This is a genomic window from Streptomyces sp. NPDC046909 (assembly GCF_040644695.1).
GTDB lineage: Bacteria > Actinomycetota > Actinomycetes > Streptomycetales > Streptomycetaceae > Streptomyces.
On record NZ_JBEYXC010000010.1, the window covers coordinates 98,316 to 124,803 of the forward strand.

Annotated in this window: 30 protein-coding genes; 17 read left to right on the plus strand and 13 right to left on the minus strand. The window is 66.7% G+C overall.

The annotated features are described in order from the left end of the window. Positions 1–4: 4 nt before the first annotated feature. From secY to truA, 12 genes are all read left to right on the plus strand, one after another. Positions 5–1,318, plus strand: a complete 1,314-nt coding sequence (secY, locus tag ABZ928_RS31020; protein ID WP_361526093.1) for a preprotein translocase subunit SecY — start codon at positions 5–7, stop codon at positions 1,316–1,318. Continuing rightward, positions 1,318–1,983: an adenylate kinase gene (locus ABZ928_RS31025; RefSeq protein WP_361526096.1), complete on the plus strand. Its 666-nt coding sequence runs from the start codon at positions 1,318–1,320 to the stop codon at positions 1,981–1,983. The genes secY and ABZ928_RS31025 overlap by 1 nt, the downstream gene beginning before the upstream one ends. Before the next feature lie 193 nt (positions 1,984–2,176). After that, positions 2,177–2,557, plus strand: coding sequence for a hypothetical protein (locus ABZ928_RS31030; protein WP_361526099.1), 381 nt, complete (start codon positions 2,177–2,179; stop codon positions 2,555–2,557). Positions 2,558–2,691: 134 nt separating this feature from the next. Further along, the gene (locus ABZ928_RS31035; protein WP_361526101.1) at positions 2,692–3,864 is read left to right on the plus strand and encodes a hypothetical protein; all 1,173 of its coding nucleotides are present in this window, start codon (positions 2,692–2,694) and stop codon (positions 3,862–3,864) included. 103 nt (positions 3,865–3,967) lie between these two features. Beyond that, positions 3,968–4,801, plus strand: a complete 834-nt coding sequence (gene map / locus ABZ928_RS31040; protein ID WP_361526104.1) for a type I methionyl aminopeptidase — start codon at positions 3,968–3,970, stop codon at positions 4,799–4,801. A gap of 266 nt (positions 4,802–5,067) precedes the next feature. Further along, complete coding sequence (infA, locus tag ABZ928_RS31045) at positions 5,068–5,289, plus strand: translation initiation factor IF-1 (RefSeq protein WP_003948620.1); 222 nt, start codon at positions 5,068–5,070, stop codon at positions 5,287–5,289. Between the two features lie 29 nt (positions 5,290–5,318). Continuing rightward, positions 5,319–5,432, plus strand: coding sequence for a 50S ribosomal protein L36 (gene rpmJ, locus ABZ928_RS31050; protein ID WP_003998809.1), 114 nt, complete (start codon positions 5,319–5,321; stop codon positions 5,430–5,432). 190 nt (positions 5,433–5,622) lie between these two features. Beyond that, the gene (gene rpsM, locus ABZ928_RS31055; RefSeq protein ID WP_093477045.1) at positions 5,623–6,003 is read left to right on the plus strand and encodes a 30S ribosomal protein S13; all 381 of its coding nucleotides are present in this window, start codon (positions 5,623–5,625) and stop codon (positions 6,001–6,003) included. 66 nt (positions 6,004–6,069) lie between these two features. Beyond that, on the plus strand, positions 6,070–6,474 hold the full coding sequence (gene rpsK / locus ABZ928_RS31060; RefSeq protein ID WP_003956432.1) for a 30S ribosomal protein S11: 405 nt from the start codon (positions 6,070–6,072) through the stop codon (positions 6,472–6,474). 114 nt (positions 6,475–6,588) lie between these two features. Continuing rightward, positions 6,589–7,611, plus strand: a complete 1,023-nt coding sequence (locus ABZ928_RS31065) for a DNA-directed RNA polymerase subunit alpha (protein ID WP_003966937.1) — start codon at positions 6,589–6,591, stop codon at positions 7,609–7,611. 104 nt (positions 7,612–7,715) lie between these two features. Next, positions 7,716–8,228: a 50S ribosomal protein L17 gene (gene rplQ, locus ABZ928_RS31070; protein ID WP_361526108.1), complete on the plus strand. Its 513-nt coding sequence runs from the start codon at positions 7,716–7,718 to the stop codon at positions 8,226–8,228. A 70-nt stretch (positions 8,229–8,298) separates the two neighbouring features. Continuing rightward, a complete protein-coding gene (gene truA / locus ABZ928_RS31075) occupies positions 8,299–9,144 on the plus strand; it encodes a tRNA pseudouridine(38-40) synthase TruA (protein ID WP_361526111.1) in 846 nt (281 codons plus the stop codon). Positions 9,145–9,205: 61 nt separating this feature from the next. Here truA and ABZ928_RS31080 read toward each other — a convergent pair whose 3' ends face one another. The 6 genes from ABZ928_RS31080 to ABZ928_RS31105 form a co-directional block, all read right to left on the minus strand. Beyond that, positions 9,206–11,236, minus strand: a complete 2,031-nt coding sequence (locus ABZ928_RS31080; RefSeq protein ID WP_361526114.1) for an acyltransferase family protein — start codon at positions 11,234–11,236, stop codon at positions 9,206–9,208. A 35-nt stretch (positions 11,237–11,271) separates the two neighbouring features. Further along, positions 11,272–12,372, minus strand: coding sequence for an NDP-sugar synthase (locus ABZ928_RS31085; RefSeq protein WP_361526117.1), 1,101 nt, complete (start codon positions 12,370–12,372; stop codon positions 11,272–11,274). Positions 12,373–12,387: 15 nt separating this feature from the next. Continuing rightward, positions 12,388–13,596, minus strand: a complete 1,209-nt coding sequence (locus ABZ928_RS31090; protein WP_361526120.1) for a hypothetical protein — start codon at positions 13,594–13,596, stop codon at positions 12,388–12,390. A gap of 57 nt (positions 13,597–13,653) precedes the next feature. After that, the gene (locus ABZ928_RS31095; RefSeq protein WP_361526123.1) at positions 13,654–15,108 is read right to left on the minus strand and encodes a glycosyltransferase family 2 protein; all 1,455 of its coding nucleotides are present in this window, start codon (positions 15,106–15,108) and stop codon (positions 13,654–13,656) included. A gap of 279 nt (positions 15,109–15,387) precedes the next feature. Continuing rightward, positions 15,388–16,746 (minus strand): glycosyl hydrolase, encoded by a 1,359-nt coding sequence (locus tag ABZ928_RS31100; RefSeq protein WP_361526125.1) that lies wholly within the window; start codon positions 16,744–16,746, stop codon positions 15,388–15,390. 113 nt (positions 16,747–16,859) lie between these two features. Then, on the minus strand, positions 16,860–17,738 hold the full coding sequence (locus tag ABZ928_RS31105; RefSeq protein WP_361526128.1) for a hypothetical protein: 879 nt from the start codon (positions 17,736–17,738) through the stop codon (positions 16,860–16,862). A gap of 261 nt (positions 17,739–17,999) precedes the next feature. Here ABZ928_RS31105 and rplM point away from each other — a divergent pair, with 261 nt between their 5' ends. The 3 genes from rplM (at position 18,000) to glmM (ending at position 20,586) form a co-directional block, all read left to right on the plus strand. After that, on the plus strand, positions 18,000–18,443 hold the full coding sequence (rplM, locus tag ABZ928_RS31110) for a 50S ribosomal protein L13 (RefSeq protein ID WP_058923752.1): 444 nt from the start codon (positions 18,000–18,002) through the stop codon (positions 18,441–18,443). Positions 18,444–18,485: 42 nt separating this feature from the next. Continuing rightward, a complete protein-coding gene (gene rpsI / locus ABZ928_RS31115; RefSeq protein WP_360922763.1) occupies positions 18,486–19,013 on the plus strand; it encodes a 30S ribosomal protein S9 in 528 nt (175 codons plus the stop codon). 214 nt (positions 19,014–19,227) lie between these two features. Beyond that, positions 19,228–20,586 (plus strand): phosphoglucosamine mutase, encoded by a 1,359-nt coding sequence (glmM, locus tag ABZ928_RS31120; RefSeq protein WP_361526132.1) that lies wholly within the window; start codon positions 19,228–19,230, stop codon positions 20,584–20,586. Positions 20,587–20,975: 389 nt separating this feature from the next. On the opposite strand, the gene ABZ928_RS31125 is transcribed toward glmM, so the two are convergent. After that, the gene (locus tag ABZ928_RS31125; RefSeq protein ID WP_361526135.1) at positions 20,976–21,389 is read right to left on the minus strand and encodes an ATP-binding protein; all 414 of its coding nucleotides are present in this window, start codon (positions 21,387–21,389) and stop codon (positions 20,976–20,978) included. A 225-nt stretch (positions 21,390–21,614) separates the two neighbouring features. Between ABZ928_RS31125 and ABZ928_RS31130 the strand changes: the two genes are divergently transcribed. Together ABZ928_RS31130 and ABZ928_RS31135 are read left to right on the plus strand one after the other, a co-directional pair. Then, on the plus strand, positions 21,615–22,469 hold the full coding sequence (locus ABZ928_RS31130) for a helix-turn-helix transcriptional regulator (RefSeq protein WP_361526138.1): 855 nt from the start codon (positions 21,615–21,617) through the stop codon (positions 22,467–22,469). An 8-nt stretch (positions 22,470–22,477) separates the two neighbouring features. Next, entirely contained in the window at positions 22,478–22,681 is a 204-nt protein-coding gene (locus ABZ928_RS31135) for a DUF397 domain-containing protein (RefSeq protein ID WP_361526697.1), read from the plus strand. Here the strand turns inward: ABZ928_RS31135 and ABZ928_RS31140 are convergent. From ABZ928_RS31140 to ABZ928_RS31165, 6 genes are all read right to left on the minus strand, one after another. Next, on the minus strand, positions 22,655–23,107 hold the full coding sequence (locus tag ABZ928_RS31140) for a hypothetical protein (RefSeq protein WP_361526141.1): 453 nt from the start codon (positions 23,105–23,107) through the stop codon (positions 22,655–22,657). The two genes, ABZ928_RS31135 and ABZ928_RS31140, sit on opposite strands and share 27 nt — an antisense overlap. Beyond that, the gene (locus ABZ928_RS31145) at positions 23,108–24,037 is read right to left on the minus strand and encodes a hypothetical protein (RefSeq protein WP_361526144.1); all 930 of its coding nucleotides are present in this window, start codon (positions 24,035–24,037) and stop codon (positions 23,108–23,110) included. A 267-nt stretch (positions 24,038–24,304) separates the two neighbouring features. Further along, complete coding sequence (locus ABZ928_RS31150; RefSeq protein WP_361526147.1) at positions 24,305–24,577, minus strand: hypothetical protein; 273 nt, start codon at positions 24,575–24,577, stop codon at positions 24,305–24,307. Positions 24,578–24,678: 101 nt separating this feature from the next. Then, positions 24,679–25,257, minus strand: a complete 579-nt coding sequence (locus tag ABZ928_RS31155; protein WP_361526700.1) for an SMI1/KNR4 family protein — start codon at positions 25,255–25,257, stop codon at positions 24,679–24,681. Positions 25,258–25,319: 62 nt separating this feature from the next. Beyond that, positions 25,320–25,841 (minus strand): SMI1/KNR4 family protein, encoded by a 522-nt coding sequence (locus ABZ928_RS31160; protein WP_361526150.1) that lies wholly within the window; start codon positions 25,839–25,841, stop codon positions 25,320–25,322. A gap of 173 nt (positions 25,842–26,014) precedes the next feature. Beyond that, positions 26,015–26,428, minus strand: coding sequence for a hypothetical protein (locus ABZ928_RS31165; RefSeq protein ID WP_361526153.1), 414 nt, complete (start codon positions 26,426–26,428; stop codon positions 26,015–26,017). Positions 26,429–26,488 lie beyond the last annotated feature (60 nt).

Below are 26,488 nucleotides of genomic sequence, written 5' to 3' on the forward strand. Positions count from 1 at the left end.
CACCGTGCTCACCGCGTTCGCCCGGGCGTTCAAGACGCCCGACCTGCGCAAGAAGCTGCTCTTCACGCTGGGCATCATCGTCGTGTACCGGGTCGGTACGCACATTCCGATCCCCGGCGTCGACTACACGTCCGTTCAGCAGTGCGTCGACGAGGCGTCCGCGAACCAGGGCCTCTTCGGTCTGGTCAACATGTTCAGTGGCGGCGCGCTGCTGCAGATCACCATCTTCGCGCTCGGGATCATGCCGTACATCACGGCGAGCATCATCCTGCAGCTGCTGACCGTGGTCATTCCGCGCCTCGAAGCCCTCAAGAAGGAGGGCTCGGCCGGAACGGCGAAGATCACGCAGTACACCCGTTACCTGACCGTGGCGCTCGCCATCCTTCAGGGCACCGGCCTCGTCGCCACCGCCCGCAGCGGCGCCCTCTTCTCCGGCTGCACCGCGGCGTCGACCATCGTCCCGGACCGCTCGATCTTCACCACCGTCGTCATGGTCATCACCATGACCGCCGGTACGGCCGTCGTCATGTGGCTCGGTGAGCTCATCACCGACCGCGGTATCGGCAACGGCATGTCGATCCTGATGTTCATCTCGATCGCCGCGACCTTCCCGTCCGCGCTGTGGGCCATCAAGAAGTCCGGCACCCTGGCCGACGGCTGGATCGAGTTCGGCACCGTCATCGCCGTCGGCCTGGTCATGGTCGGCCTGGTGGTCTTCGTCGAGCAGGCTCAGCGCCGTATTCCGGTTCAGTACGCGAAGCGGATGATCGGCCGCCGTGCCTACGGCGGTACGTCGACGTACATCCCGCTGAAGGTGAACCAGGCGGGTGTGATTCCCGTCATCTTCGCGTCGTCGCTGCTCTACATCCCGGCTCTGATCGCGCAGTTCTCCAGCAGCAATTCCAGCTGGAAGACCTGGATCGAGCAGAACCTGACCAAGGGCAACCACCCGATCTACATCAGCATGTACTTCCTGCTGATCGTTTTCTTCGCCTTCTTCTACGTCGCGATCTCGTTCAACCCCGAGGAAGTCGCCGACAACATGAAGAAGTATGGTGGCTTCATCCCGGGCATCCGGGCTGGCCGACCGACCGCTGAGTACCTCTCCTACGTGCTCAACCGGATCACCTGGCCGGGTTCGCTGTACTTGGGTCTGATCGCTCTCATCCCGACGATGGCGTTGGTTGGTTTCGGGGCAAACCAGAACTTCCCGTTCGGCGGGACCAGCATCCTGATCATCGTGGGTGTGGGTCTTGAGACGGTGAAGCAGATCGAGAGCCAGCTCCAGCAGCGCAATTACGAAGGGTTCCTCCGCTGATGCGAATCGTCCTCGTCGGGCCGCCTGGTGCCGGAAAGGGAACGCAGGCCACGCGCCTCGCAGAGAAACTGCGTGTCCCGCACATCTCCACGGGCGACCTGTTCCGCGCCAACATCAGCCGGCAGACGGACCTTGGCAAACTCGCGAAGTCCTACATGGACGCCGGCAACCTCGTCCCCGACGAGGTCACCATCGCGATGGCGAAGGACCGCATGGAGCAGCCGGACGCCGTCAACGGCTTCCTGCTCGACGGCTTCCCGCGGAACGTCTCGCAGGCCGAGGCGCTGGACGAACTCCTCACCACCGAGGGCATCAAGCTGGACGCGGTGCTGGACCTGGAGGCCCCCGAGGAGGAGGTCGTCAAGCGGATCGCCGGCCGGCGCATCTGCCGTAACGACTCCTCGCACGTCTTCCATGTGACGTACAAGAAGCCGGTCAAGGAAGGCGTCTGTGACGTCTGCGGCGGCGAGCTGTACCAGCGGGACGACGACTCCGAGGCGACCGTCCGCACGCGCCTTGAGGTCTACCACACGCAGACCGAGCCGATCATCGACTACTACAAGGCGCAGGGGCTGGTCGTGACGATCTCCTCCCTGGGTCCGGTGGACGAGATCACGCAGCGCGCCCTTGAGGCGCTCAAGGGCGAAGCCGCCGAGAACAAGTAGTTCGCGTGGCCCCACGGCCGCGGTGTCCTTCGGGACGCCGCGGCCGTTGTGTTGTGCCCTCGGCAAGGGCGAAATGCAAGGGCAAACGGCAAGGTCAAATTGATGTGGACATGCGACACAGGCGACACATAGGGTTCACATGACCTCACCGGCTGACCTCCGGTGACGCAACAACCTCATGGGGAAGAGGAATATGTTGAAGGCAAAGCTCGCCCGTGCGGCCCTGGTGGCCGGTGCGACCGCCTCTCTGGTGGTCGGGCTGAGTGCCTCGGCGCAGGCCGAGAGCGACAAGCAGATCACCCTCCCGTCGGGCCGTGGCTACATGCACTTCCACGACGACGGCGATGTCTTCGAGGTCTGCGACAAGAAGGCCGACGGCCATGGAGTCACCGGTGCCCTGTGGGTCCGGAACTCGGCCGGTATCCAGTCGCGGCTGTGGACCCTCGACGACGGGGGCAACTCCGGCTGTGACAAGAAGGGCGAGAACATCGGCCAGCTGTCCGTCTACAAGATGCAGGTCTGGTGGAACGGCGGCGGCGCCTCTGTCTGGTCGCCGGAGTGGTTCAACGAGTAAACCGCGGATGCGCTAGCTCGACCCGTGCGCTGACGCTTCGCCGGCTGATGGGTTGAGATCCGCTCCAGAGGGGCTGCTCCGTGTTCGCGGGAGCGGCCCCTTTCTCGTTTTCCCGTCTCTTGTGGAGGTACAGCATGGCCCCCGACCCGCAGACCAGGACCCCGTTCAGGGCTCGCCGCCTCGTGGTGACCGGCCTCGTCGCCGCCGTCGTCGCCGCGGGGATCGCCGTACCGCTCGCCCTGCGCGGCGGCGATGATACGGAAGGGCGGCCCGCGGCGAAGGCGGCCGGTGTCACCGGCGTCACGGGCGTCGCGGCGCACCCGGACCAGTCGCCGCCCCGGCAGCTGATCGCGGCGGGAAGCGTCGCCGTCTCGGCGTACTACACGACGAAGTTGGTGAAGCAGCCCGACGGGAACGCGGTCGGCACCTATGAATGGTGGCTGCTCGACACGGCCACCGGCCGGTATACGAAGACGGACTGGGCCTGGGTGGACGTCGCCCCCGGGATGCGGACCGCGGCGGTCCTGGAGCGCGATCTGCCCGTCGACCGGATAGGGCTGGTGGATCTGGCCACGGGCAAGGTGCGGCGTTGGATCGACGTCGACGGCGGTGTCGGTGGCGGTGTCGGCGGCGTGCGGTTCTCGCCGGACGGCAGGCGGCTGCTGGCGACGGCGTACCGGCTCAACCCGGACGGGCTGTTCAAGGACGCGTCCTACGTGCTGAACGACCGGACGGTCCCGGGGCCCAAGCAGAGCCGCACCGGCTTCTATGTGATCGACGTCGCCTCCGGCAAGGCGGCCTTCGCCGAGCGGCCGGCCCGGAAGACCGAACCGGGGATGCCCGTCGGCGGGCGCCAGGACTTCGAGTGGAGCCGTGACGGGGAGCGGGTGTGGGCGCCCGCCGACAACGAGGCGGGCCGGGTCTTCTACGACGGGACCGGCAAGGAGGTCCCGGCCCCGGAGCGGGAGGCCGGGCCGTACGACCCGGGAGTCGTACCGTCTCCCGACGGAAAGCTGGAGACCGGGGCCTTCGTGGGGGAGGGCAAAGAGATCGTCTCCGAGGTGCGCCGGGTGAAGAACGGTGAGCGGGCCGCCGTGATCCCCGGCCAGCAGCTGCTCGCGTGGGCCGACGACCGGCACCTCATCGCCTGGCGCTGCGATCCCGAGCGCTGCGACCCGGGCAAGGGCGAGTTCCGCAACCAGCTGCTTCTGGTCGGCCTGGACGGGAGCACCTTGCCGCTCTCCGGGTTCCGGTCGCAGACGCTGCGCGACGACAGCCGCTGGACGCCGGTGTTCACTCGGCGCTGAGCGGGGCGGGGCCCGACGGGGACGACCGCGTGTCGGCACGCCGCCGGGGGCCGTACTGTTGTGGTGTACAAGACCGGGATCCCGTGAAAGGGCAGAGCTGACAGTGCAGATCAAGAACCCCGACCAGATCGCCAAGATGCGGGCGGCGGGGCTGGTCGTCGCCGCCATCCACGCGGCCACGCGCGAAGCGGCCGTGCCGGGGGCGTCCACGAAGGACCTGGACGAGGTCGCGCGCAAGGTGCTGGCCGAGCACGGGGCGAAGTCGAACTTCCTCGGGTACGGCGGCTTCCCGGCGACGATCTGCACCTCGGTCAACGAGGTCGTGGTCCACGGCATCCCCTCCGAGGACGTCGTCCTCAAGGACGGCGACATCATCTCCATCGACGCCGGCGCGATCGTCGACGGCTGGCACGGTGACGCCGCCTACACGGCCTTCGTGGGCTCGGGTCACGCTCCGGAGCTGGTCGAGCTCTCCCGGGTGACGGAGGAGTCGATGTGGGCCGGCATCGCGGCCATGAAGCAGGGCAACCGGCTCGTGGACATCTCCCGGGCCATCGAGACGTACATCCGCCGGCAGCCGAAGCCGGGCGGCGGGAAGTACGGGATCGTCGAGGACTACGGCGGTCACGGCATCGGCACCGAGATGCACATGGACCCGCATCTGCTGAACTACGTCGACCGGCGGCGGGGCAAGGGTCCGAAGCTGGTCCCCGGGACCTGCCTCGCGATCGAGCCGATGGTCTCCCTGGGGACGCCGAAGACGGAGGTCCTCTCGGACGACTGGACGGTCATCACGACCGACGGCACGTGGTCGTCCCACTGGGAGCACTCGGTGGCGCTGACGGCGGAGGGGCCGCTGGTGCTCACGTCTCCCGACGGGGGTAGGGCGAAGCTGGCGGAGTACGGCGTGACCGCCGCTCCGGATCCGCTCGCATAGAACGTCTGTTGTCTGCGGGTGTGTGGGGGCTGGTCGCGCCCACGCGGCGGAGCCGCAAATCGATACAGCCCCGCGCCCCTAAAGGGGCGAGTCTGCGTCCCCTGCGTGCTTAATGATCTACCTCTCCGGGCATTCTTCCTCGATTCGTCTTTCCGGGTGTGCTGACGTAGACTGACTCGTCGGCTCTCGTGCACCCGCATGTCCGCATGCGCTCGTAAGAGACAAGTGCGGGAGTCGATCAAGGTAGTCGATTCGAAGGGCGAAGCGTGGCCAAGAAGCAAGGTGCCATCGAGATCGAGGGCACTGTCGTCGAGTCTCTTCCGAACGCCATGTTCAAGGTCGAGCTCCAGAACGGCCACCAGGTCCTGGCACACATCAGCGGCAAGATGCGTATGCACTACATCCGCATCCTCCCTGACGACCGGGTCGTGGTGGAGCTGTCTCCGTACGACCTGACGCGTGGCCGGATCGTCTACCGGTACAAGTAGATCCCTCTGACTCGGAGAACCTCAATCTCATGAAGGTCAAGCCGAGCGTCAAGAAGATCTGCGACAAGTGCAGGGTGATCCGCCGTCACGGCCGGGTCATGGTGATTTGCGAGAACCCGCGCCACAAGCAGCGCCAGGGCTAGTCGCAAACAGCCGCACCCTCTGCCTTCGCAGAGACTTCGCGCGACGCGAGCTGATTATGTAAATACGCGGAACCCGGACACGCCATGTCCGACACCCTCGGTTCGGAGGCCGAGGACCCGATTCGTACCTGGTACGGCGGTCGGGAGCCGGTTCTGCGTCAGACCTCCGAAGATCAACTGGAGCCATTGAATGGCACGCGTTTCCGGTGTTGACATCCCGCGCGAAAAGCGCGTGGAGGTCGCCCTCACCTACGTGTTCGGCATCGGCCGGACCCTCTCCCAGCAGACGCTGGCCGAGACCGGTATCGACCCGAACACCCGCGTTCGCGACCTCTCCGAGGAGCAGCTCGTCGCGATTCGTGAGTACGTCGACAGCAACATCAAGACCGAGGGTGACCTCCGTCGCGAGATCCAGGCCGACATCCGCCGCAAGGTCGAGATCGGCTGCTACCAGGGTCTCCGTCACCGTCGCGGCCTGCCCGTCCGCGGTCAGCGCACCAGCACGAACGCTCGTACCCGCAAGGGCCCGCGTCGCGCCATCGCCGGCAAGAAGAAGCCGGGCAAGAAGTAGTCCACAGCGGACTTCGCAGTCCAGCGGTCTTCGCTGTAGGACCGACCACCTCCCGTAGGAGTACAGATGCCCCCCAAGGGTCGTCAGGGCGCTGCCAAGAAGGTGCGCCGCAAGGAAAAGAAGAACGTCGCTCACGGCCACGCGCACATCAAGAGCACGTTCAACAACACGATCGTCTCGATCACGGACCCCTCGGGCAACGTGATCTCCTGGGCCTCCGCCGGCCACGTCGGCTTCAAGGGCTCGCGCAAGTCCACCCCCTTCGCCGCGCAGATGGCCGCCGAGTCGGCCGCCCGCCGCGCGCAGGAGCACGGCATGCGCAAGGTTGACGTGTTCGTCAAGGGCCCGGGTTCGGGTCGCGAGACCGCCATCCGTTCGCTTCAGGCGACCGGTCTTGAGGTCGGCTCCATCCAGGACGTCACGCCCACCCCGCACAACGGCTGCCGTCCGCCGAAGCGTCGTCGCGTCTGACCTCGCTTCGCAGGGCTTTTCGGGCGGTACGGCTCTTCTGAGTCGTATCGCCCGTACCCTTGTTGCATATCAGGGCATCAAATAGTGGGTGCCCCTGACTGAAGGATTCACCGCATGCTGATCGCTCAGCGTCCCTCGTTGACCGAAGAGGTCGTCGACGAATTCCGCTCCCGGTTCGTGATCGAGCCGCTGGAGCCGGGCTTCGGCTACACCCTCGGCAACTCCCTCCGCCGTACCCTCCTGTCGTCGATCCCCGGCGCTGCTGTCACCAGCATCCGTATCGACGGCGTCCTGCACGAGTTCACCACCGTGCCGGGCGTCAAGGAGGACGTCACCGACCTGATCCTCAACATCAAGCAGCTGGTCGTCTCCTCGGAGCACGACGAGCCGGTCGTGATGTACCTGCGCAAGCAGGGCCCGGGTCTGGTCACCGCCGCCGACATCGCGCCCCCGGCCGGTGTCGAGGTGCACAACCCCGACCTCGTCCTCGCCACGCTCAACGGCAAGGGCAAGCTGGAGATGGAGCTCACGGTCGAGCGTGGCCGTGGTTATGTCTCCGCCGTGCAGAACAAGCAGGTGGGCCAGGAGATCGGCCGTATCCCGGTCGACTCGATCTACTCGCCGGTTCTCAAGGTCACGTACAAGGTCGAGGCCACGCGTGTCGAGCAGCGCACCGACTTCGACAAGCTGATCGTCGACGTCGAGACCAAGCAGGCGATGCGTCCCCGTGACGCCATGGCCTCCGCCGGTAAGACGCTGGTCGAGCTGTTCGGTCTCGCCCGCGAGCTGAACATCGACGCCGAGGGCATCGACATGGGCCCGTCCCCCACGGACGCCGCCCTCGCCGCTGATCTGGCGCTGCCGATCGAGGAGCTGGAGCTCACCGTTCGGTCGTACAACTGCCTCAAGCGTGAGGGCATCCACTCCGTGGGTGAGCTCGTCGCGCGTTCCGAGGCCGACCTCCTCGACATTCGCAACTTCGGTGCGAAGTCCATCGACGAGGTCAAGGCGAAGCTGGCCGGCATGGGCCTGGCCCTCAAGGACAGCCCGCCCGGATTCGACCCGACCGCCGCGGCGGACGCCTTTGGCGCGGACGACGACGCGGACGCGGGTTTCGTGGAGACCGAGCAGTACTGAGCGGTACAGCGCAGTACTGACCGGTTGTTGCCGGTGAGCATCCGCTCATCGGGTTCCTGACCCCGGTACCTGATACGGCCGGGGCAGACACACAGGAGAAAGAAATGCCGAAGCCCACCAAGGGTGCCCGTCTGGGCGGCAGCGCCGCGCACGAGAAGCTGCTCCTCGCGAACCTCGCGAAGGCGCTGTTCGAGCACGGCCGTATCACCACCACCGAGGCGAAGGCCCGCCGTCTGCGGCCGTACGCCGAGCGTCTGGTCACCAAGGCGAAGAAGGGCGACCTTCACAACCGCCGCCAGGTGCTTCAGGTCATCACGGACAAGAGCATCGTGCACACGCTCTTCACCGAGATCGGCCCGCGGTACGAGAACCGTCCGGGTGGCTACACCCGTATCACCAAGATCGGTAACCGCCGTGGCGACAACGCGCCCATGGCTGTCATCGAGCTGGTCGAGGCGCTGACGGTCGCGCAGCAGGCCACTGGTGAGGCCGAGGCCGCGACGAAGCGTGCCGCCAAGGACGCCGAGGCTGCTCCGGCCGCCGAGGAGACCAAGGTCGACGTGACCAAGACCGACGAGGTCGAGGACGCGGCGGCTGAGGAGTCCAAGGACGCGTAAGCGTTCCGCACAGTGGGCCCGTTCCTTTCGAGGAGCGGGCCCGCTTTTGTGTTCCTGAGAGGATCTCCCTGTGAGTGAAGAAGCAGCGCCCGGTTTCGTACGTGTCCGTCTCGACCTGTCCTACGACGGGAGCGACTTCCGTGGCTGGGCCAAGCAGGCCGGTGGGCAGCGGACCGTGCAGGGGGAGGTCGAGGATGCTCTGCGGACCGTGACGCGGTCGGGGGAGACGACGTACGAGCTGACCGTGGCCGGGCGGACGGATGCGGGGGTGCATGCCCGGGGGCAGGTGGCTCATGTCGATCTGCCCGAGGACGTGTGGGCGGAGCATCGGGAGAAGCTGCTCAAGAGGCTGGCCGGGCGGCTTCCCAAGGATGTGCGGGTGTGGGCGGTCGGGGAGGCCGCCGAGGGGTTCAACGCCCGGTTCGCGGCGTTGTGGCGGCGGTATGTGTACCGGGTCGGGGATCGGCCCGGGGGTGTCGATCCGCTGCTCCGTAATCATGTGCTGTGGCACGACTGGGAGTTGGACGTCGCGGTGATGGACGCCGCCGCCAAGTCGCTGGTCGGGGAGCATGACTTCGCCGCCTACGCGAAGAAGCGTGAGGGGGCGTCGACGGTTCGGGAGATCTTCGACTTCGGGGTGCGGCGGAGCGCGGACGGGGTCGTCGAGATCGAGGTCCGCGCCGACGCGTTCTGCCACAACCAGGTGCGGTCCATGGTGGGGGCGCTGCTGTTCGTGGGGGACGGGCACCGCGGCGTGGAGTGGCCGCGGAAGGTGCTGGACGCGGGGGTGCGGGACAGTGCCGTGCATGTGGTGCGGCCGCATGGGCTGACGCTGGAGGAGGTCGCTTATCCGGCGGACGAGCTGCTGGCGGAGCGGCAGCGGCAGGCTCGCCGGGTGCGGGGGCAGGTGCACTGAAGAGGGGCCCCGGTTTCGGGGCCCCTCTTTGTTGTGTTCCGGGTCGGCTCTGTGTGGTGGGTCAGCCGGCCAGGATCTTCTTGAAGGTCGGCTGGAGGAACGGCTCCAGGGACTCGGCGTAGCTGCCGGTCATGTGGCTGTAGTCGAAGTAGACGACATGGCCGCCGATCACGGCAGGGCAGTAGCCGTCGGCGCAGAGCGCGGGGATCGTGTCGATGACCTTGGCCCCGTACTCCTCGGCCACCTCGCGTTCCAGGGCGCGCTTGTCCGCGTGGTCGATGACGTCGTCGGACTTCGGGCTGCACGACGCGAGGTCGTCGCCCTTCTCCGCCAGGCAGTCCGGGACACTGAAGCCCGGGTAGGGCGTGTCCGTCATGTAGACGAGCTTGGCGCCGGTGGCCTTGAGCTTCTTGAAGGTCTGCTCGGCGCCTGCGCGGGTGGCCGTGGCCTGTACGCGGTTCACGACGACCACGACATCAGGCTTGAGGTCGGCGATGTAGGCCAGCGCGGACTTCCGCCAGCTGTTGCACTCCGTGTACTCGCGGCCGATGTCCGCACGGGTGATCTTGTAGACCTCGGGGCTGCAGCCGCCCTTCGCCACGGTCACCACCTTGGCGTCCAGTTCCTCGCCGAGCTTCTGGAAGGCGTTGCCCCACTGCCAGGAGTGCGAGTCGCCGATGACGGCGATCGTGGACTTCCCGTCGCGGTCGCCGATGACGCAGTCGTCGCGTATCTCGAACTTCGTGACGTCGATGTTGTCGATGCAGCCGTGCTCGGTCTGGTCGTCGGGCGCGTTGAGCAGGATCTTCTCGCTGATCTCGGGGCTGTCCTTCTCGGCCACCGCCTTCTTCACCGAGTCGATGCCCTGGTAGCCCAGCGCGGCCGTGCTGTCTCCGGTGGTCGCGACGGACAGGTTGAGCGGCACCACATGCAGGGCGAGGGCCATGGCGGCGACGGTGGACGCCATCACTGCACCGCCGGTGACCACACCGCGCACCGGGCTGAGGGCGAGCTTCACGCTCTCCCGGAACTTCTTCTCGACCAGGAAGTGGGTGAGGCACGCGATGAGGAAGGAGAAGACCGCGATCCGCAGCCGGTCCTCGTAGGCGAACTCGCGCGTGACGATGCTGGGCCAGAGGATCAGGAGCGGCCAGTGCCACAGGTACCACCCGTAGCTGACGTTTCCGATGAAGTTGAGGACCGGGTTGTCGAGGATCCGTTCCACTCCGGCCCGGGGGTTGGCGCAGCCGCCGGCGATGACGAGGGAGGCGCCCAGCAGCGGACCGGCCACCGCGTAGCCCGGCAGCGGGGTGTCCTTCGTGATGAGCATCGCCGTGACGAGGAGCATGCCCAGGCCGACCCAGGTCAGGAAGGCGGCCAGTCCGCGGTTCATCCGGGAGAGGAAGGAGGCGCTCAGGGCGAGCAGGACACCGAAGGTGATCTCCCAGATGCGGGTGGGAGTGCTGAAGTAGGCCATCGGCTGGTTCGGGGTGGTCTGGGTGTAGCCCAGGTAGAACGAGCCGCCGATGACCGCCATCAGGAACACCGCCACCAGGAAACGGTTGCGGAAGATGAGCCGGCTCAGCCAGACGATGGCGACGAGCACGATCGGCGCGACCACATAGAACTGCTCTTCGATGCCCAGCGACCAGAAGTGCTGGTAGGGGGACTGGCTGCCGTCGTTGGCGAAGTAGTCGGTGCCGTTCTCGGCGAGGCGCCAGTTGATGAGGCTCATCGACGCCGCGAGTCCGTCGGTCATGTACTCGCGGAAACGGAACGGACTGACGTAGATCCAGGACAGGACGGCCGTGGTGATGATGGTGAGGGCCATGCCCGGGGCGAGACGCCGGAAGCGGCGGGCCCAGAACTTGGTCAGGGACACCTTTCCGGTCTTGTCGATCTCGGCGAAGAGCTGGCCTCCGATGAGGAAGCCGCTGAGCACGAAGCTGACGTCCACGCCGCCGTGGATGTCGAGGATGCCGCAGTGCATGGCGACGACCATCATGATGGCGACGGCACGCAGGCCCTGGATGTCAGGCCGGTACTTGCGGAGGCGCTCCGCGTTCGCGTCCTTGGAACGATGGCTGGTCACGGTACTCCAGTAACTGTCCGGTCAGGCCGGCGACTTCAGTGGACTGTCGGGCAGGCGACGGCCGTGCCGCTGACCCGCACACCCTGGGCGGGGATGCGGATACCGCACGACAGCCGCAACTGGGCGGGCAGTTCGTTCTGGGCTCCGACGTGCGAGTGGCAGCCCACGACGACCTCGCGGAGGAGCGACTCCTCGCCGATCGTGGAGTCGTGGTCCACCACGGACTCGTGGACCTGGGCGCCCTCGGAGACCGTGACGTTCGCGCCGATGATCGAGCGGTCGACGACGACGTGCGCGCCGATGACGGCGTTCGGGCCGATCGTCGAGCCGCCGGTGACACGGGCGGTCGGGTGGATGGCGGCCGTGGGGTGGATCAGCGCCTCGGACGGGCCGTCCACCAGGGGCGAGGTCGCCTTGCCGCTGACCAGGTCGGCGGAGCCGTGCACGAAGGCCAGCGGGGTGCCGAGGTCGCGCCAGTACTCCTGGGTGGTGTGGCCGAAGACCCGGCCGCCGCCGGCGACCAGCTGCGGGAAGGTCTCCTGCTCGACCGAGACCTCGCGGTCGGCCGGGATGGCGTCCAGGACGGAGCGGCGGAAGACGTAGCAGCCGGCGTTGATCTGGTCGGTGACGATCTCCGCGGCCGTCTTGGGCTTCTCCAGGAAGGAGAGCACCCGTCCGTCCTCGTCGGTGGGGACCAGGCCGAAGGCGCGCGGGTCGAGGACCCGGGTGAGGTGCAGGGTCACGTCCGCGTCCTGCGTCTCGTGCCGCTCCAGGAGGGCGCGCAGGTCGACGCCGGACAGGATGTCGCCGTTGAGGATGAGGACCGGGGCGTCCGGGTCCTCGCCGCGCAGCAGGCGGCCGGCGTTGCGGATGGCGCCGCCGGTGCCGAGGGGCACCTCCTCGACGGCGTAGGAGATCGCCAGGTCCTGGGAGAAGTCCTTGAACTCCTCCTCGAAGAGGCTGGCGAGGTACGAGGTGGCGAACACGACGTGCTCGACGCCGGCGTCCATCAGCTTGGCTATCTGGTGCCGGATGAAGGAGGAACCCGCGACGCTGAGCAGCGGCTTGGGGGTGTGGTTGGTGAGCGGGCGCAAGCGCGTTCCCTTGCCGCCCACGAGGATGATGGCTTCCTGCATGATTGCCTCGCTCGGTCAGCTGGTGGAGTCGTCGGTCCCGGGACCTGCGTAGTCAGAGCTGAAGCAGGTCTTGATGGCCTTCTCGGTCAAGGGGCGCCCGGCGAAGTCGAGCCGGGAGGCGGTCTTGTCGTCGGGCTTGGTGTTCGGGTCGTCGTCGAACCAGATCGACCACCAGTAGACGCCGCTCATCTTGCGTTCCTGGACGACCCTGCAGACCGCCGTGTACCAGTTGGCCTGCACCTGAGGATTGACGGTTCGCTTGGTGTAGAAGTCGCCGGGGGCGTGATAGGCGCCGTTCATGGCGCCGATGCCCGCCTCGGCCACGGTGATCTTGGGCAGCGGGCCGGTGGCCTTACGGTCCAGCCAGTCGTTCCACCCGTCGACCAAGGTGTCGATGGAGGCGGTGTCCTTCACCTTGACGGGGAAGTACGCGTCGACGCCGAGGTTGCTGACGGGCATGTTGATACGGCCGCGGACGTAGTTGTCCCAGTTGGCGTCGTAGGCGATGTCGCCGGAGAAGTCCTTCTCGGCGGAGGCGACCAGGGTGTCCCAGCCGGTCTCGCCCTCCATGGAGTTGAGCTCGGTGCCGATCACGAAGGTGTTCGTCTTCGTGTTCTCGGCGGCTTCGATGTACGGCGTGACGAGCTTCGTGTACGACGCGAACCAGGCGGAGCGCGAGGCCGGTTCGATGCTGCCGCGCCAGTCGCTCGACGTCTTGAGGGTGTCCTCGTCCATGACGGGGCGGAGCGTGGTGCGGAAACCGGCGTCCTTGAACACCTTCAGCACCTTCTCCACGCGGTCCGGGGACGGGGTCGCGTTGCCCCGGGAAACCTGGCTGGAGGTGACGCCGCCGGTGAAGTAGGGGAAGGAGAGGGACACCGAGTTGGCACCCAGATCGATGAGGTACTTGGCCTGCTTACGGGCCTGGGACTCGATGAACTCGTCGGACCGTTCCTTCTTCTCCTCCTCCCAGTAGACCTGTGCGCCCCACTGCGGCATGCCGGGCTTCCAGGGCTTGGCGACCTGGAGGGCGTCGGTGCCGGAGTCGGAGTCGGAGTCGGAGGAGGGCTTGGACTTCTTGCCGTCCGTGGTGGCGGCCGGGGCGGTGGTCTCCTCGGGAGCGTCGCCCAGGACGAGCTTGGGCAGCCTCGAGCCCGCTTCCCAGCGCACCGGATGGTCGCCGAAGACGAACGGGGTGCCCAGCACGATGGTGAGGACGGTCACCGGGAAAATGGCAAGCAGGGGCAATCGTGAACGCATGGTCAGTGGTCTTCCGGGGGCTCAGGCGGGCTTGGCGATCACGACGAACTTGTTCTCCTCGCGCCGGACGAACTTCAGGAAGCCCTTGAAGCCACCGAGTCCCTCCATGATCGAGAAGACGGGGATGAGCGCGACCACGACGATCGGCTCCCACCACTTGCGTCGACCGCTGACCGAGGCCAGGGCGTTGAGCCGCAGCCCCTCCCAGTAGGTCCAGATCACATAGGCGAAGTTGAGGGCCCAGAGGATCACGATGGACTGGGTCACCGGCGAGGTGTTCATGTCGTTGAACAGCCAGCCGATGAGAAGCACGGCGCCGATGTGCTGGAGCGGGCCGAGGATCCAGGTGGCCACGCAGATCGACAGGAACCAGCGGTAGCGCAGGGGCACGGCCCGGTTGCAGCAGAGGGCGACCAGACCCCAGGCCCAGCGGTCGCGCTGCTTGACGAAGTCGGCGGCGCTGGCGGGCGAGGCGCCGTAGCAGCGGCCGTTGAACCAGTCGCTCCTGCCGGGGTACTTGCGGCAGAAGGTCAGGGCGAGCCGGGCGTCCTCGACGATCTCCTTGGGCCCGAAGTCCCAGCCGATCTCGGCCTCGATGGACGCGCGTAGCACCAGCAGCTCGCCGTGCACACCGGCGGCCGGGGTGCCCATGCCGGTCAGCGCCCGGAAGCGGGCGATGTCGTCGGCGGGGCGCACCGCGTCGGCGAGCCAGGTGAACATGTTGACCGCGTTCTCGCGCGGGTACGTGAGGATGCCCTGGGCCATGTGCTTGGCCTCGTCGGGGTGGGCACGACGCTGCCGGTTGATGAACTGGGCCAGCGAGGACGCGGTGTCGGGGCCGACGCCGGTGTCGTCGTCCATGTGCAGCACCCAGACGTAGTCCAGGGCCTCGCCCTCGGCGATGCGCAGCTCGTGGGCGTAGTGGTTGGCGCGGGCCTTGAAGCGGGTGCCGTTGGCCGGGACGTAGTCCTTGGGGACGGTGATGACCCGGATCAGCGGGTGGGAGGCTGCGAGATTGTCGATGGCCTCGGTGGCCTCACAGCCCTCCTCGGTGAGGATGTCGACGCGCATGTGCGGGAAGTACTCCGGCAGATGCTCGACGTACGACAGGATCGAGCGCTCCAGCGCCGGGTACGTGTCGTGTCGGCCGATGGTCGGGCAGAGGGCGATCAGGAAGTCCTGCTCGGCGGGTGCCGGAGGAGTCATCTGATCGCTCTTGCGGACCCGGCGGCGGATCAGCAGAGCGCCCTGGATGCCGACCATCACGCCGGCCACCGGAAGTGACCAGACGACGGTCAGGATCCAGCTCATCAGGGACGAGCTGGGTCTGTAGCTCCACAGTCCGAAGGCGGTCAGAAGCACGAAGGGCAACAGGAACGGGAGAATGCCCGGCTTCCAGGACGCGGTGCGCTTGGCGAGCTTCTGATTGTGCCGCGAATACTGCGGCACCCCCCCGTCGACCAGTGTCGATGTCATGACGGCTTCGGAACTCCTGTGAGATCGGTGGTGCGTTGAGGCAACGACGGATCTCGGCCACAGCGCGCGCGAGCGCACCACGACGTCATTGTTGTTCCGGGCCCATCCCCCTCAACGCCTTCTCTGGCGCCTCGGTCAGTGGCCGCTCAGATGCCCCCCCAGGCGTCCGAACCACTGACCGAACAGGCCACCGATCCTCGCATGCGTGCGCGGTACAGGGAAAGCGTGTGAGAGAGATGTGTTCAAAAGTTAACCGAGTGACGTCTTGTGTAGTGATCTTTACTCGGTGTCACTAGTCCGAAAATGGCTACTCGTGATCACTTTTGGTGATCCATAGGTGCGTTTCACGTCGGCCGCCGTGTTCTTGTGCCGGGGCGCGGAGACGTTCTCGTACGACAGCGCCTGGCCCCACACGGTCCACAGCACCCATGGTGTTTCGGCCAGCGTCCTGGGCTGGGCCGCGTTGAGCGGTACGTGGAAGGACTCGGAGACGATCCGGGGCCTGCGGTAACGCTCCAGGCCGCGGTACCAGACCTCCGTCCAGGCGCCCCCGCCGAAGGGCTTGGCCGGGCTGTCGCTGTAGTCGTCCACGCCGACGATGTCGACGTAGCGGCCGCCCGGGTAGTAGGCCCGGGGCTCGCGGCCGTAGCTCCCGTCCCAGGAGTTCGGCGCCCACACGAAGATCAGGTTGTGCAGGCCGCGACGGCGTACGAGATGGTCGTACGTCAGTCGCCACAGCTTGCGGAACGCGGCGGGATCCTGGCCCGCCCACCAGAAACCGTGACCCGGGGCCGTGTTCATCTCGTGGTACGGGCGTAGCAGCACCGGCACGCCCCGGTCCGCGAGATAGCCGAGGTGGTCCGCGAGAAAGTCCAGGTCGTGCAGGAGGGCTCGGTACTCGGAGCTGCCCTCGGTGACCACCCGGCGGAACCAGCCCGCGTCCTTGGCGCCGGGCGAGTTCACATGCTTGGTCTGCTCGAAGCCCTTGACGGGGCTGCCGGGGTACGGCTGGTGGAACGACAGGCCCACCAGCCCCGCCGGGCCGCCTCCGTTGTGCGGAAGGGAGACCCGGATGCCGGAGGAGCACTCGGTGTGGGTGCCGGAGGGCCGGTAGGAGCCGTCGGCCGCCCGGGGCAGGCCCGCCCACACGCCGACGGCGAGGTCGACGGCGTCCTCGACGTACCCCCAGTTGCGGCGGCAACTCGGCCAGGAGCCGTTGTAGGAGCGGGCCTGGCCCACCGCCCAGCCCGGCCGGTTGTACCCGGGCCCCAGATCCAGCTCCACGAAGCCCGGCAGCCGCCCGGTGATGTCCCGCGCCTTCTTGTAGTAGTACCCGGGCTGCTTCGTCCCCAAGTAGTCCCCGTACTTCGGGTTGTACCGCTCGTTGTGCAGCTCCACGTGCTGGCCGATCACCGTGCGGGAGGCGCGGCCGCGGCGGGCGTTGTTCTCCAGGCCGGCGAGGAGGGCGTAGACGCGGCGGGCGGCGGGGGTGGCCGCGGGGTCGCGGTCGCGCAGGTCGGTGGGGACCAGGGGCGGGGGGCCCGCGGAGTCGTCCTCCGGCCAGGCCGCCCACAGTGTGCCGAGCACCGCGGCGGCCGCGCTCGCCCCTATCCATCGCACCCGGTCGCGCATGTGCATGCGCCGTCCCCCCTCCTCGTACCCCCGCGGAGCGATTCTGCCCCGGTACGCCCTGTTCCGGGCCGGTCGAGGGGGATGAGAAGCAGGTCCGGGTTGTTCCTTCTTGCTCGTTGCTACTCGTTCGCCGCAGCCGACGCCTGGGACTCACCGCGGCGGCGGATCTGGCGGAAGGTGAACTCGGCCAGGTCGTTGCCGATCGACACGACCGAGGTGCTCTTCTCCGTCACGTCCTTGCCGTTGGTGAAACCGGCGGTCGTGAAGTACGCGTAGCGGCCGTAGGAGTTCGTCGTGGTGCGGCAGATCGCGCCGTCGCAGAAGGTTTTGATGCCCTTGCCCGAGAGGGAGGCGACGACGCTGCTGTTGTCGGCCTGGGTCTTGGCCTTGGTCGCCTGGGCCTCGGTGTCGAAGACCGCGACGCCGACGGTCACCGCGACGCCGTCCTTGATGTACGACACCCGCAGCAGACGGGTGCAGCCATTGGCCTTGAGGACCTTCGGGAGGGTGCCCTTCGCGGCCGAGGCGCAGTTCTTGGTGTCGGCCGTCGCACCCTTCTTGTACAGGGTGTCGCCCATGGTCAGCTGGGTGCCGGGGAAGAGGATGTCGGCGCCGAGCGGGGCCGTGTCCTTGGTCTTGCTGGAGACGAACTCCTTCGGGTCCAGCGGGGGCGGGGCGCTGGTCGGGGCGAAGGACGGGGCGGTGGCGGACTGGCTCGGGATGTCCGCGGTCGCGGGGAGCGAGGAGGTGGTGGACGCCTCGCTGTCCCCGTTCGCCGACACCACCGCCACGGCCACCGCGGTGCCTATCGCCACCGTGGCCAGGGCGCCGCCGCCGATGAAGAGCACCTTGCGGCGCTTGTTGCGGGTCTCCGACGCCTCGGCGAGCGCGGCCCAGTCCGGGGTCCGGCCGTCTCCGCCGTCACTCCACGGCTGCTGGGAATTCGGTTTCCAGGGGTCCCACTGGGACGGGGGTCCCCCCTGCTGCCCGTAGCTCATGGGGCGCATCTTAGACGGGGGACGGGAGGGGCCGACGCGCGTACTCGTTTTGACCCGTCCGGGGCAGCGCGAGTAGTCTTGCGGTTTGTTATGCGTATTGGCTTGGTCGCTCTCAGGCGAGAAGCCCTTACGTAGGTTCCCTGGAGCAGTTACCAGTGGGCGGCATACGGGCAGTGTTCCCGGCTTCTGTCGTCCCCAGCTGCACGATCGCTTCAAGGATGCCTTGTGTCAGCACCCATCCCTGAAGAAGAAGGCTGAGAAGTGCGTACGTACAGCCCTAAGCCCGGCGATGTGACTCGCCAGTGGCATGTCATTGACGCTCAGGACGTCGTCCTGGGCCGTCTCGCCACCACCGCCGCGTCCCTCCTGCGGGGCAAGCACAAGCCGATCTACGCGCCCCACGTCGACACCGGTGACTTCGTCATCATCATCAACGCCGACAAGGTGCACCTGTCCGGCAACAAGCGGACCCAGAAGATGGCGTACCGCCACTCCGGCTACCCGGGTGGTCTGCGCTCCGTCCGCTACGACGAGCTGCTGGACAAGAACCCGGAGAAGGCCATCGAGAAGGCCGTCAAGGGCATGCTCCCCAAGAACACGCTGGGCCGTCAGATGCTCTCGAAGCTGAAGGTCTACAAGGGTGACCAGCACCCGCACGGCGCGCAGCAGCCGCAGCCGTTCGAGATCACCCAGGTCGCGCAGTAAGTCCGGCCACCCCCTAAGCCTGAAGAGAATCTGAGGAACATCGTGGCCGAGACCACCGCTGAGCAGCCGGTCGAAGAGACCGAGACCGAGCTTGTCGACATCGACAGCTACACCACCGAGTCCGAGGTCCCCGTCGAGGGTGAGTACACCTCGGAGTCCCTCGCCTCCCGCTTCGGCGACCCCCAGCCGGCCGCCGGCCTGGGCCGTCGCAAGAACGCCATCGCCCGCGTCCGGATCGTCCCGGGCACCGGCAAGTGGAAGATCAACGGTCGCACCCTTGAGGACTACTTCCCCAACAAGGTGCACCAGCAGGAAGTCAACGAGCCCTTCAAGGTGCTCGAGCTCGAAGGCCGCTACGACGTCATCGCCCGCATCGCTGGTGGCGGTGTCTCCGGTCAGGCCGGTGCGCTCCGTCTCGGTGTCGCCCGTGCGCTGAACGAGGCCGACGTGGACAACAACCGCGGCGCCCTCAAGAAGGCCGGCTTCCTCCGTCGCGACGACCGTGCGGTCGAGCGCAAGAAGGCCGGTCTCAAGAAGGCCCGTAAGGCTCCGCAGTACAGCAAGCGTTAATCTTCGCTGCCTGTACTTCGTACTCGCGCGCGTCTGTACTTCGTATTCGCGCTTTCAGCAGTACGTCCGAACGCCCCGGCGGCACGCCACAGTGCCGCCGGGGCGTTCGTTTATCACAGGCTTAGGCGTATAACGGCACAAGACGTTCTAAGGCTCGTGTGATCGGATGATCGCTGAGTGATCTCCGAGCAGTGACGCTCTATCAGGAGGACAAGTGGGACGACTCTTCGGCACGGACGGCGTGCGCGGCGTCGCCAACGCGGACCTGACGGCCGAGATGGCGCTCGGTCTGTCCGTCGCGGCGGCGCATGTGCTGGCCGAGGCGGGTTCGTTCGAGGGCCACCGGCCGACGGCGGTTGTCGGACGCGACCCCCGTGCGTCCGGGGAGTTCCTCGAAGCCGCGGTGGTGGCCGGGCTGGCCAGCGCGGGCGTCGACGTCCTGCGGGTCGGCGTTCTGCCCACCCCTGCCGTGGCGTATCTCACCGGCGCCCTCGGCGCCGATCTCGGCGTCATGCTGTCCGCCAGCCACAACGCCATGCCCGACAACGGCATCAAGTTCCTCGCTCGCGGCGGGCACAAGCTCGACGACGAGCTGGAGGACCGGATCGAGTCGGTCTACGAGTCCCACCGGCACGGCGAGCCCTGGGACCGGCCGACGGGCGGGGGTGTCGGGCGGGTCCGTGAGTACCTGGAGGGCTTCGACCAGTACGTCGCCCATCTGATCGGTGTGCTTCCCAACCGGCTCGACGGGCTGAAGATCGTCCTCGACGAGGCGCACGGCGCCGCCGCCCGGGTCTCGCCGGAGGCGTTCACCCGGGCCGGGGCCGAGGTCATCACCATCGGTGCGTCGCCGGACGGGCTCAACATCAACGACGGCTGCGGGTCGACCCACCTCGGGCTTCTCAAGGCCGCTGTCGTCGAGCACGGGGCCGCCTTCGGGATCGCGCACGACGGGGACGCCGACCGGTGCCTCGCCGTGGACCACACCGGTGAGGAGATCGACGGCGACCAGATCATGGCGGTGCTCGCGCTGGCCATGCGGGAGCGGTCCGCGCTGCGGGCCGACACCGTGGTCGCGACCGTCATGTCCAACCTCGGGTTCAAGCTGGCGCTTGAGCGGGAGGGGCTGACGCTCATTCAGACCGCGGTCGGGGACCGGTATGTGCTGGAGTCGATGAAGGAGCACGGGTACGCCCTCGGCGGCGAGCAGTCCGGGCACGTCATCATCCTGGACCACGCGACCACCGGAGACGGTACGCTGACCGGGCTGATGCTCGCGGCTCGGGTCGCCGAGACCGGGAAGTCCCTGCGGGAGCTGGCCTCTGTGATGGAGCGGCTGCCCCAGGTGCTTATCAATGTGCCCGACGTCGACAAGGCCCGGGTGCAGACGTCCGCGGATCTGGCCGCCGCTGTCGCCGAAGCCGAGCGTGAACTGGGCTCCACTGGGCGGGTGTTGCTCCGGTCCTCCGGCACCGAGCCGCTGGTCCGGGTGATGGTCGAGGCCTCGGATATTGATCAGGCTCGGTCGGTGGCGGGACGGTTGGCTGACGCTGTGAAGTCTGCGTTGGGGTGACTTCCTGGGCTTGGGGAGGGGGTTCTGCGGGGCGCGGGCTGACTCGTAGTCTCATTGCTGGTCGCGCAGTTCCCCTCGCCCCTTCGCTGCTTCAAGATCCGACAGATTATGACGAGCGGCACCGGCAGGTCGAATTTCGCGTACAGGTAGCTCGCGTAATAGGCCCAGTTGACTCCCTTGCCGGGAACCTTCCTGGTCTGGGCCTCGATGGCGAGCAGGAAGCCGCTGCCCTCGGACGGCTCGACCTTCAGCACCGTGTCCACACGGCGCTCCAACGGCTTTAACTCCGTCGCGTCCGGAGTGATCGCCTCGATGTCTGCCTTCACGGGGGGCGGGAGGGATACCGGGTGATCAAGACGTGTTCACTCGTTCGAGCAGCGGGGAAACGTTCACGCCGCCGTCAGCTCGCACCACACATACTTGCCTCTGCCGCCGTTGCGAGCCTGCGGTTGCCAACCCCACTGGTCGGCACAAGCCCTCACCAGGGCCAGCCCTCTCCCGTCCTCCGCGTCGGTGAGTTCGGCGAACTTCCCTGGCGGCTCCGGAGGTTCCTGGTCCGTATCCCACACTCCGATCCACAGAACCCCCGCCGACCAGCGCACCCGCAACGCCGCCGGATCCGTCGTATGCCGTACGGCATTGGAGACCAACTCGGCCGCGAGGAGCTCAGCGACGTCGACCACGCGGATCAGGCCGTGCATGGTCAGGATGAGACGAAGGGTGCGGCGGCTGATGGTGACGGCTCGGACGTCGTGCGGGATGTGCAGCGTGTACTCCCAGGGCGCGGACTCGGTTCCGGGCATGCGACAACTCCGTTCGGGCGGTATGGGGTTGCGATCGGCGGGTGGTGGCAGTGCCGCGGCCGTCATGGCAGGACGGGGCGGTGCGCTTCCGGGGTTCCGGCGTATCGCAGTGTGTGCGGCGCATCGCTGACGGTAGACCTAGAATTCAATGTCCGGCAAGCCGATCCCGTAATCTGACCCCCGAACGAGTCGCGCCCACAGGCGTGTTGATCCGAGGAGCGCTCCATGGCGGGGTTGAGGCAGGAACCCACCGCACGACAACTACGCCTGGGCGTCGAGTTGCGCAGACTGCGCGAGGCGACCGGCCTCACCGGCCGGGAGGCTGCGGCCCTGCTCGGGGTGAGCTCGGCCCAGATCACCCAGATCGAGTTCGCCCAGACCGGCGTGAGCGAGAAGCGCCTGCGCAGCCTGGCCGCCAACTACGCCTGCACCGATGAGGAACTGATCTCAGCCCTCGTACGCATGGCCACCGACCGGACGCGCGGCTGGTGGGAGGAGTACCGGCGGCTGCTGCCGACCTCGTTCCTGGACCTGTCAGAACTGGAACACAACGCCACCTTCCGATGGGACGTGGACCTACTGCACGTCTCCGGCCTGCTCCAGACCGCGGACTACGCACGGGCCCTCTTCGCGACCCGTATTCCGGAACTCCCCGAAGCCGAGCTGGACCTGCGCGTTCAGCACCGCATGCAACGGCGCGTGATCATCGAAGGGGACGCGCCGATCCCGTACGAAGCGGTGATCCACGAGGCCGCGTTGAGGATCGGCGTCGGTGGCCGGGCCACCTCACAGGCTCAGCTCGCCCGCATCCTGGAGCTGTCCGAGGCGGACCACATCACCGTCCGCGTCATCCCCTTCACCCTGGAGCGTTTCGACGACACCGGCGGCGCGATGATCTACGCGGGCGGCGCCATCCCGAAGCTGGACACCGTGGTCCGGGACGGACCTCACGGCACGGCCTTCATCGACGCCGAGGCCCAACTCGGCGTATTCCGAACGCTCTTCCGTAGAGTGGAGGCAGCGTCGCTCGACCCCGAACGATCACGCGAACTGATCCACAAGCTGACCAAAGAGCTGTGAGGCGCCCGGTGAACACCCTCGACAACTGGCGGAAGTCGACCCATTCAGGCGGCGGCGACGGTAACGCCTGCGTGGAGGTCGCAACCCACTCCACCTGCATAGCCATCCGCGACTCGAAGACCCCAGCCAGGGCAACCCTCACCTTCCCCGTCGGAGCCTTCACTCCCTTCATAGAGGCCCTGAAGTCACCGCCCTCCGTCAGCCGACCGTAGGCCCGGCTCTCCGGCGACCAGGTCAGCCTCCTGCGTCGCGGTGACGGCACGATCCAGGAAACGGGTGAGCAGATCCGCGTCGAGGCACAGGTTGACGCCCCTGTAGAGCTCTTTGGAGAAATCGACACCGCGAGTGTCCATGACCCGCAGGACGGCCGCGGCCCAGGCCGCCAGATATCCGGCGGTGAAGCCCGCGCCCCATCGCTCCCGGTGTTCCTGGTCCTGCCCCGCCGTCACGGCGCGAACCCGAGCCACCTCCTCAAGCGGAAGGGCTCCGCGCTGCCTGAGACCTTCCAGGCCGAAGTGGAAGTCACCCTTGACCTTCGCTGGCGGAATGCCCAGCGCGAGGCAGGTCGTCGTGAACCGGAACAGGTCGACCAACTCCGGCGGATCGTCCTGCTGGTCGTCTTGCTGCCCGTCCGACACTCAGGCCTGCTCAGGGTCGGCCGCCGGAACGTCCGGGTCGTCCGCGAACAGATCCTCAGCCCGCTCGACAGTCCGCGAGCGCTCCAGCCAGGCATCGACACGATCCAGATCCGTACAACTGGTGATGCGCTCACGCACACTGGCCGATACGGCGATGCCGCGCACGTCCAGCACGGTCAGGATCCCCTTGGCCTCGCCTCGCGCCTCGCCCTTGACCTCGCCCTCCAGATAGGCCGTCTCACGAACCGTCCCCCGGCCGGGGAAGTAGCTGACGAACGACATGATCTCATTCCATTTCTCTCCGGCTGGGGTCTTACCCAGGGTGATTTCCAGGAACTCGAAGAAGTACCCGGCGGACTCAGGGTCCGTCTCCTGAAGTTCCTGAAGGGCGCTGGCGATCGCCTCCAGTATGGCGTCGCGGTGAGGGCTACGGGCGTGCGCCAAGGCGGAGAGCACGGCGAGCGCATAGTTCTTCGCCGCCGTCCGGGCATCCGTGATCACCGGCAGATTGTCCGGCCCGGCGACCAGCGGATACACCCGCAGAGCCGTCCATCCGCGCGTACCGCAGTCAAAGGGGCCGACCGCCCACTTGGCAGTGGCACTGTCCTGGCAGATCACGAGAAGCAGCACAGGCAGGCGGAACTTCGCCTGGAGATAGGCGACGTAGTACGCCCAGCTCTCCTCCTTGCCGGCGACCTTGCCCGACTGCGACTCGATGGCGAGCAGGAAGTCCTCGCCGTCCGACGGCCCGACGCGCAGCACGGTGTCCACACGCCGCTCCAGCGGCCGGGTCTCCGTCACATCCGTGGTGACGGCGTCCACGGTCGCCTTCGCGGGTAACTGGACGCCCAGGATCCCGAATACCGGAGAGAGGATCTCGGGCCGATCCTGGAAGATCCGGTGCAAGCCCTCATGGGCTGAAGTGACCATGCGCGCAACGTAGATCGATCACCGGACAGCCAACCCGGACAATCGGCACCCGTTCACTCTTTCGAGCAGCGCCGAAACGTTCAGCCCTGGCTGGGTGTCACCATCGGCGCGACCGTCTCGACAGGATCGCCAGGCTGCCACACCCCCGAACTCCAATCCGGTGTGGGAGAAGGCCGGTCCGGAGCCGGCGGAGGGGTCGAGCCACGGTTGGGATTCTGCGGGACGGCGTCGGACCCACCGGCCGAGTCACCCACCGCCGTACCGGAATCAGCCGATCCGCCAGACCCGCTCCCCGAGTCCGTGCCTGACGCCTGCCGCGCCACCGCGGACTTCGAAGGCGTCGGAGTCGGGGACACCGAACCCGAGCCGCTCGGCGAAGAGGCCACCGACGGCTCGGCGCCCGTGGCATCCGCCAAGGGACTCGCCGAAGGTGCCGACGAATGCTCCGCGCCCTTCGGTCCAGCCGAACCCCGAGTTGCCTCCGGCTGAATATCCCACCACGCACAGGGCGGCCAAGGGCACGGCCGACCGCAGCGACACCACGCCCAGGCTGCGGCGGACTCTTCGCAGGGATCGAGGAGGCCTCCTCGGACGGTTCGTCAGACATCGCTTCCGGTCTGGAAGGTGGTTCGGATGGGACGTCACATGCCGCGGGGTGGCCCGTATCGGATCTCTGGGCGTTCGTCCGGGGTCATGGGAAGGTTCTGAAGGGCCACCGGGCCGGGGTAGAAGGCGGAGCCGCCTGGGCCAGTCACCTCTTCGCCTGTGAGCCAGCGGTAGAGCCACTCCGCGAACGAGCACGAGAACTCGAAGAACTCATAGTCACCGCCTTCTACGAAGAGCGATCCCTTCCCCGACGCGCCCTGAGGTGCGTAGAAGATCTCCTCGGCCCGGTCGGTCCCTGCGATCGGGATCAGACCATCAGGAGTGCCGAAGACCAGTTCGGGGACGCCGAGTGAGATGCGGGGGTCACCTTCGGGCTCCCCGTCATCCCATTCGATCTCCGACCAGGCTTGGGAGGTCCTGCGGATGCCCTCGCCCAGATTCCACCGTTCGGTGGCCGGGTGGCTCAGGTAGAGGTGCCCGTTGATCTGGACCGGGGCGTAGGCGTCGACGATCTCCTTGTAGTCCGCGGGGAGGGCCGTACCGAGCTCGCTCTCCAACTTTCGCCACGGCTCGGGATCTCGGTATCGCCACAACGGCTCGCCGAGCATCTCCATCACGCGCGCGAGATACTCCTCCCTATGCCTTGCCTGTCGGCCCTGCGCTCCGCTACTCGGTCTCAATCGACAGATTCCCTGGGGAAATACGAGTCCATATCGACAACGTATCCAAGCAAATCTGCGAAATCGCCGAAGAACATGCTGTCACCCTCACCGACCCACCAAAATCTTTCCGGAAGAATATCGGCGGCTTGCAGCATGAAAATTCCCCGAGCTTCATCCTCGTCGATCGCAACAGGAAACAGGGCAGTGTCCTCCGGAAGTCCAACATCGACCGGCGTTCTCGACTCTCGGAGAGTGTCCAAAAATTGCAGGCCTGACTTCTCGGATTCTCCCTGCGCCCAGTCCCTGCAACCCAGGATCCTCATACCGGGAAAGAAGCCTTCCATGCCGTCCGACAGGGAAAGGAACTCTCTGTACTTCTCGTCCAACTCCTGGCTGGCAATAGACTCGAGAGCGAAAATCTGCTCGTCCGTCGCGGGCGGGTAGATCCGGGGAACGGTCCCATAGGGTGTTGATTCGGACAGGTATTCGCGAACCTTTCGGGTTGTCAACTCGATGAGCAGACTCCGCACTCCCACGACGCCTCCAAGCCTCTACGGGCGGTTGATCTGGCAGATACCGTACTGCCCCGGCGAGACCGTACCCATTTCACGCTCTGTCGTGTACTTCTTGGATTTCCCACCCGATCACATGGGCGGGTAACCCGCCTTCAAGTCTAATTCTCCAGCCAACTAGATCCCGGAAGGTTCAACTATTCAAACCAATGAACTTCAGGCCATTCAGGCATCCAGTCCACAGCAAGACGTCCGGCAAAGACGCCCGCCAGCCAGTCGTTAAGCGTTTCTTCGGACTCGTACCAGTCATGCCAGTTCCTACGAAATGCAGAAACCGTCCACCTCCCGGAACCGCGATCCTCAAGGAATAGCTTATCCCCCTCAACCGTATGCCCCCAATGAAGCATTCCGCCGGAATCGGGCAATACGGCATTCGGGATGGTCGAGTGACCCTCTCGAACGAAATCACTCATCCACACCCCCTTTTCAGCCATGAACTTAGCACCGAAGACGAAGAGGAAATCAGAGATCAGCGTGTCACCGTAAAGTGAGCAGAATTCCTTCAAATCTTCAGGCAGCTCGACCCTAAAAGCGACCTCCACCTCACCCAAGCCCGCTTCACTACCCCCCGGGGTTCCCCTAGCAGGTTTCTCAATTCTTCCATCGATGAC

Coding starts and splice junctions, on each gene's coding strand:
- ABZ928_RS31025 (WP_361526096.1), top strand. CDS start 1,318: ATGCGAATCGTCCTCGTCGGGCCGCCTGGTGCCGGAAAGGGAACGCAG.
- ABZ928_RS31030 (WP_361526099.1), top strand. CDS start 2,177: ATGTTGAAGGCAAAGCTCGCCCGTGCGGCCCTGGTGGCCGGTGCGACC.
- ABZ928_RS31035 (WP_361526101.1), top strand. CDS start 2,692: ATGGCCCCCGACCCGCAGACCAGGACCCCGTTCAGGGCTCGCCGCCTC.
- rpmJ (WP_003998809.1), top strand. CDS start 5,319: ATGAAGGTCAAGCCGAGCGTCAAGAAGATCTGCGACAAGTGCAGGGTG.
- rpsM (WP_093477045.1), top strand. CDS start 5,623: ATGGCACGCGTTTCCGGTGTTGACATCCCGCGCGAAAAGCGCGTGGAG.
- rpsK (WP_003956432.1), top strand. CDS start 6,070: ATGCCCCCCAAGGGTCGTCAGGGCGCTGCCAAGAAGGTGCGCCGCAAG.
- ABZ928_RS31065 (WP_003966937.1), top strand. CDS start 6,589: ATGCTGATCGCTCAGCGTCCCTCGTTGACCGAAGAGGTCGTCGACGAA.
- rplQ (WP_361526108.1), top strand. CDS start 7,716: ATGCCGAAGCCCACCAAGGGTGCCCGTCTGGGCGGCAGCGCCGCGCAC.
- ABZ928_RS31085 (WP_361526117.1), bottom strand. CDS start 12,372: ATGCAGGAAGCCATCATCCTCGTGGGCGGCAAGGGAACGCGCTTGCGC.
- ABZ928_RS31095 (WP_361526123.1), bottom strand. CDS start 15,108: ATGACATCGACACTGGTCGACGGGGGGGTGCCGCAGTATTCGCGGCAC.
- ABZ928_RS31100 (WP_361526125.1), bottom strand. CDS start 16,746: ATGCACATGCGCGACCGGGTGCGATGGATAGGGGCGAGCGCGGCCGCC.
- ABZ928_RS31105 (WP_361526128.1), bottom strand. CDS start 17,738: ATGAGCTACGGGCAGCAGGGGGGACCCCCGTCCCAGTGGGACCCCTGG.
- ABZ928_RS31125 (WP_361526135.1), bottom strand. CDS start 21,389: ATGCCCGGAACCGAGTCCGCGCCCTGGGAGTACACGCTGCACATCCCG.
- ABZ928_RS31130 (WP_361526138.1), top strand. CDS start 21,615: ATGGCGGGGTTGAGGCAGGAACCCACCGCACGACAACTACGCCTGGGC.
- ABZ928_RS31145 (WP_361526144.1), bottom strand. CDS start 24,037: ATGGTCACTTCAGCCCATGAGGGCTTGCACCGGATCTTCCAGGATCGG.
- ABZ928_RS31155 (WP_361526700.1), bottom strand. CDS start 25,257: ATGGAGATGCTCGGCGAGCCGTTGTGGCGATACCGAGATCCCGAGCCG.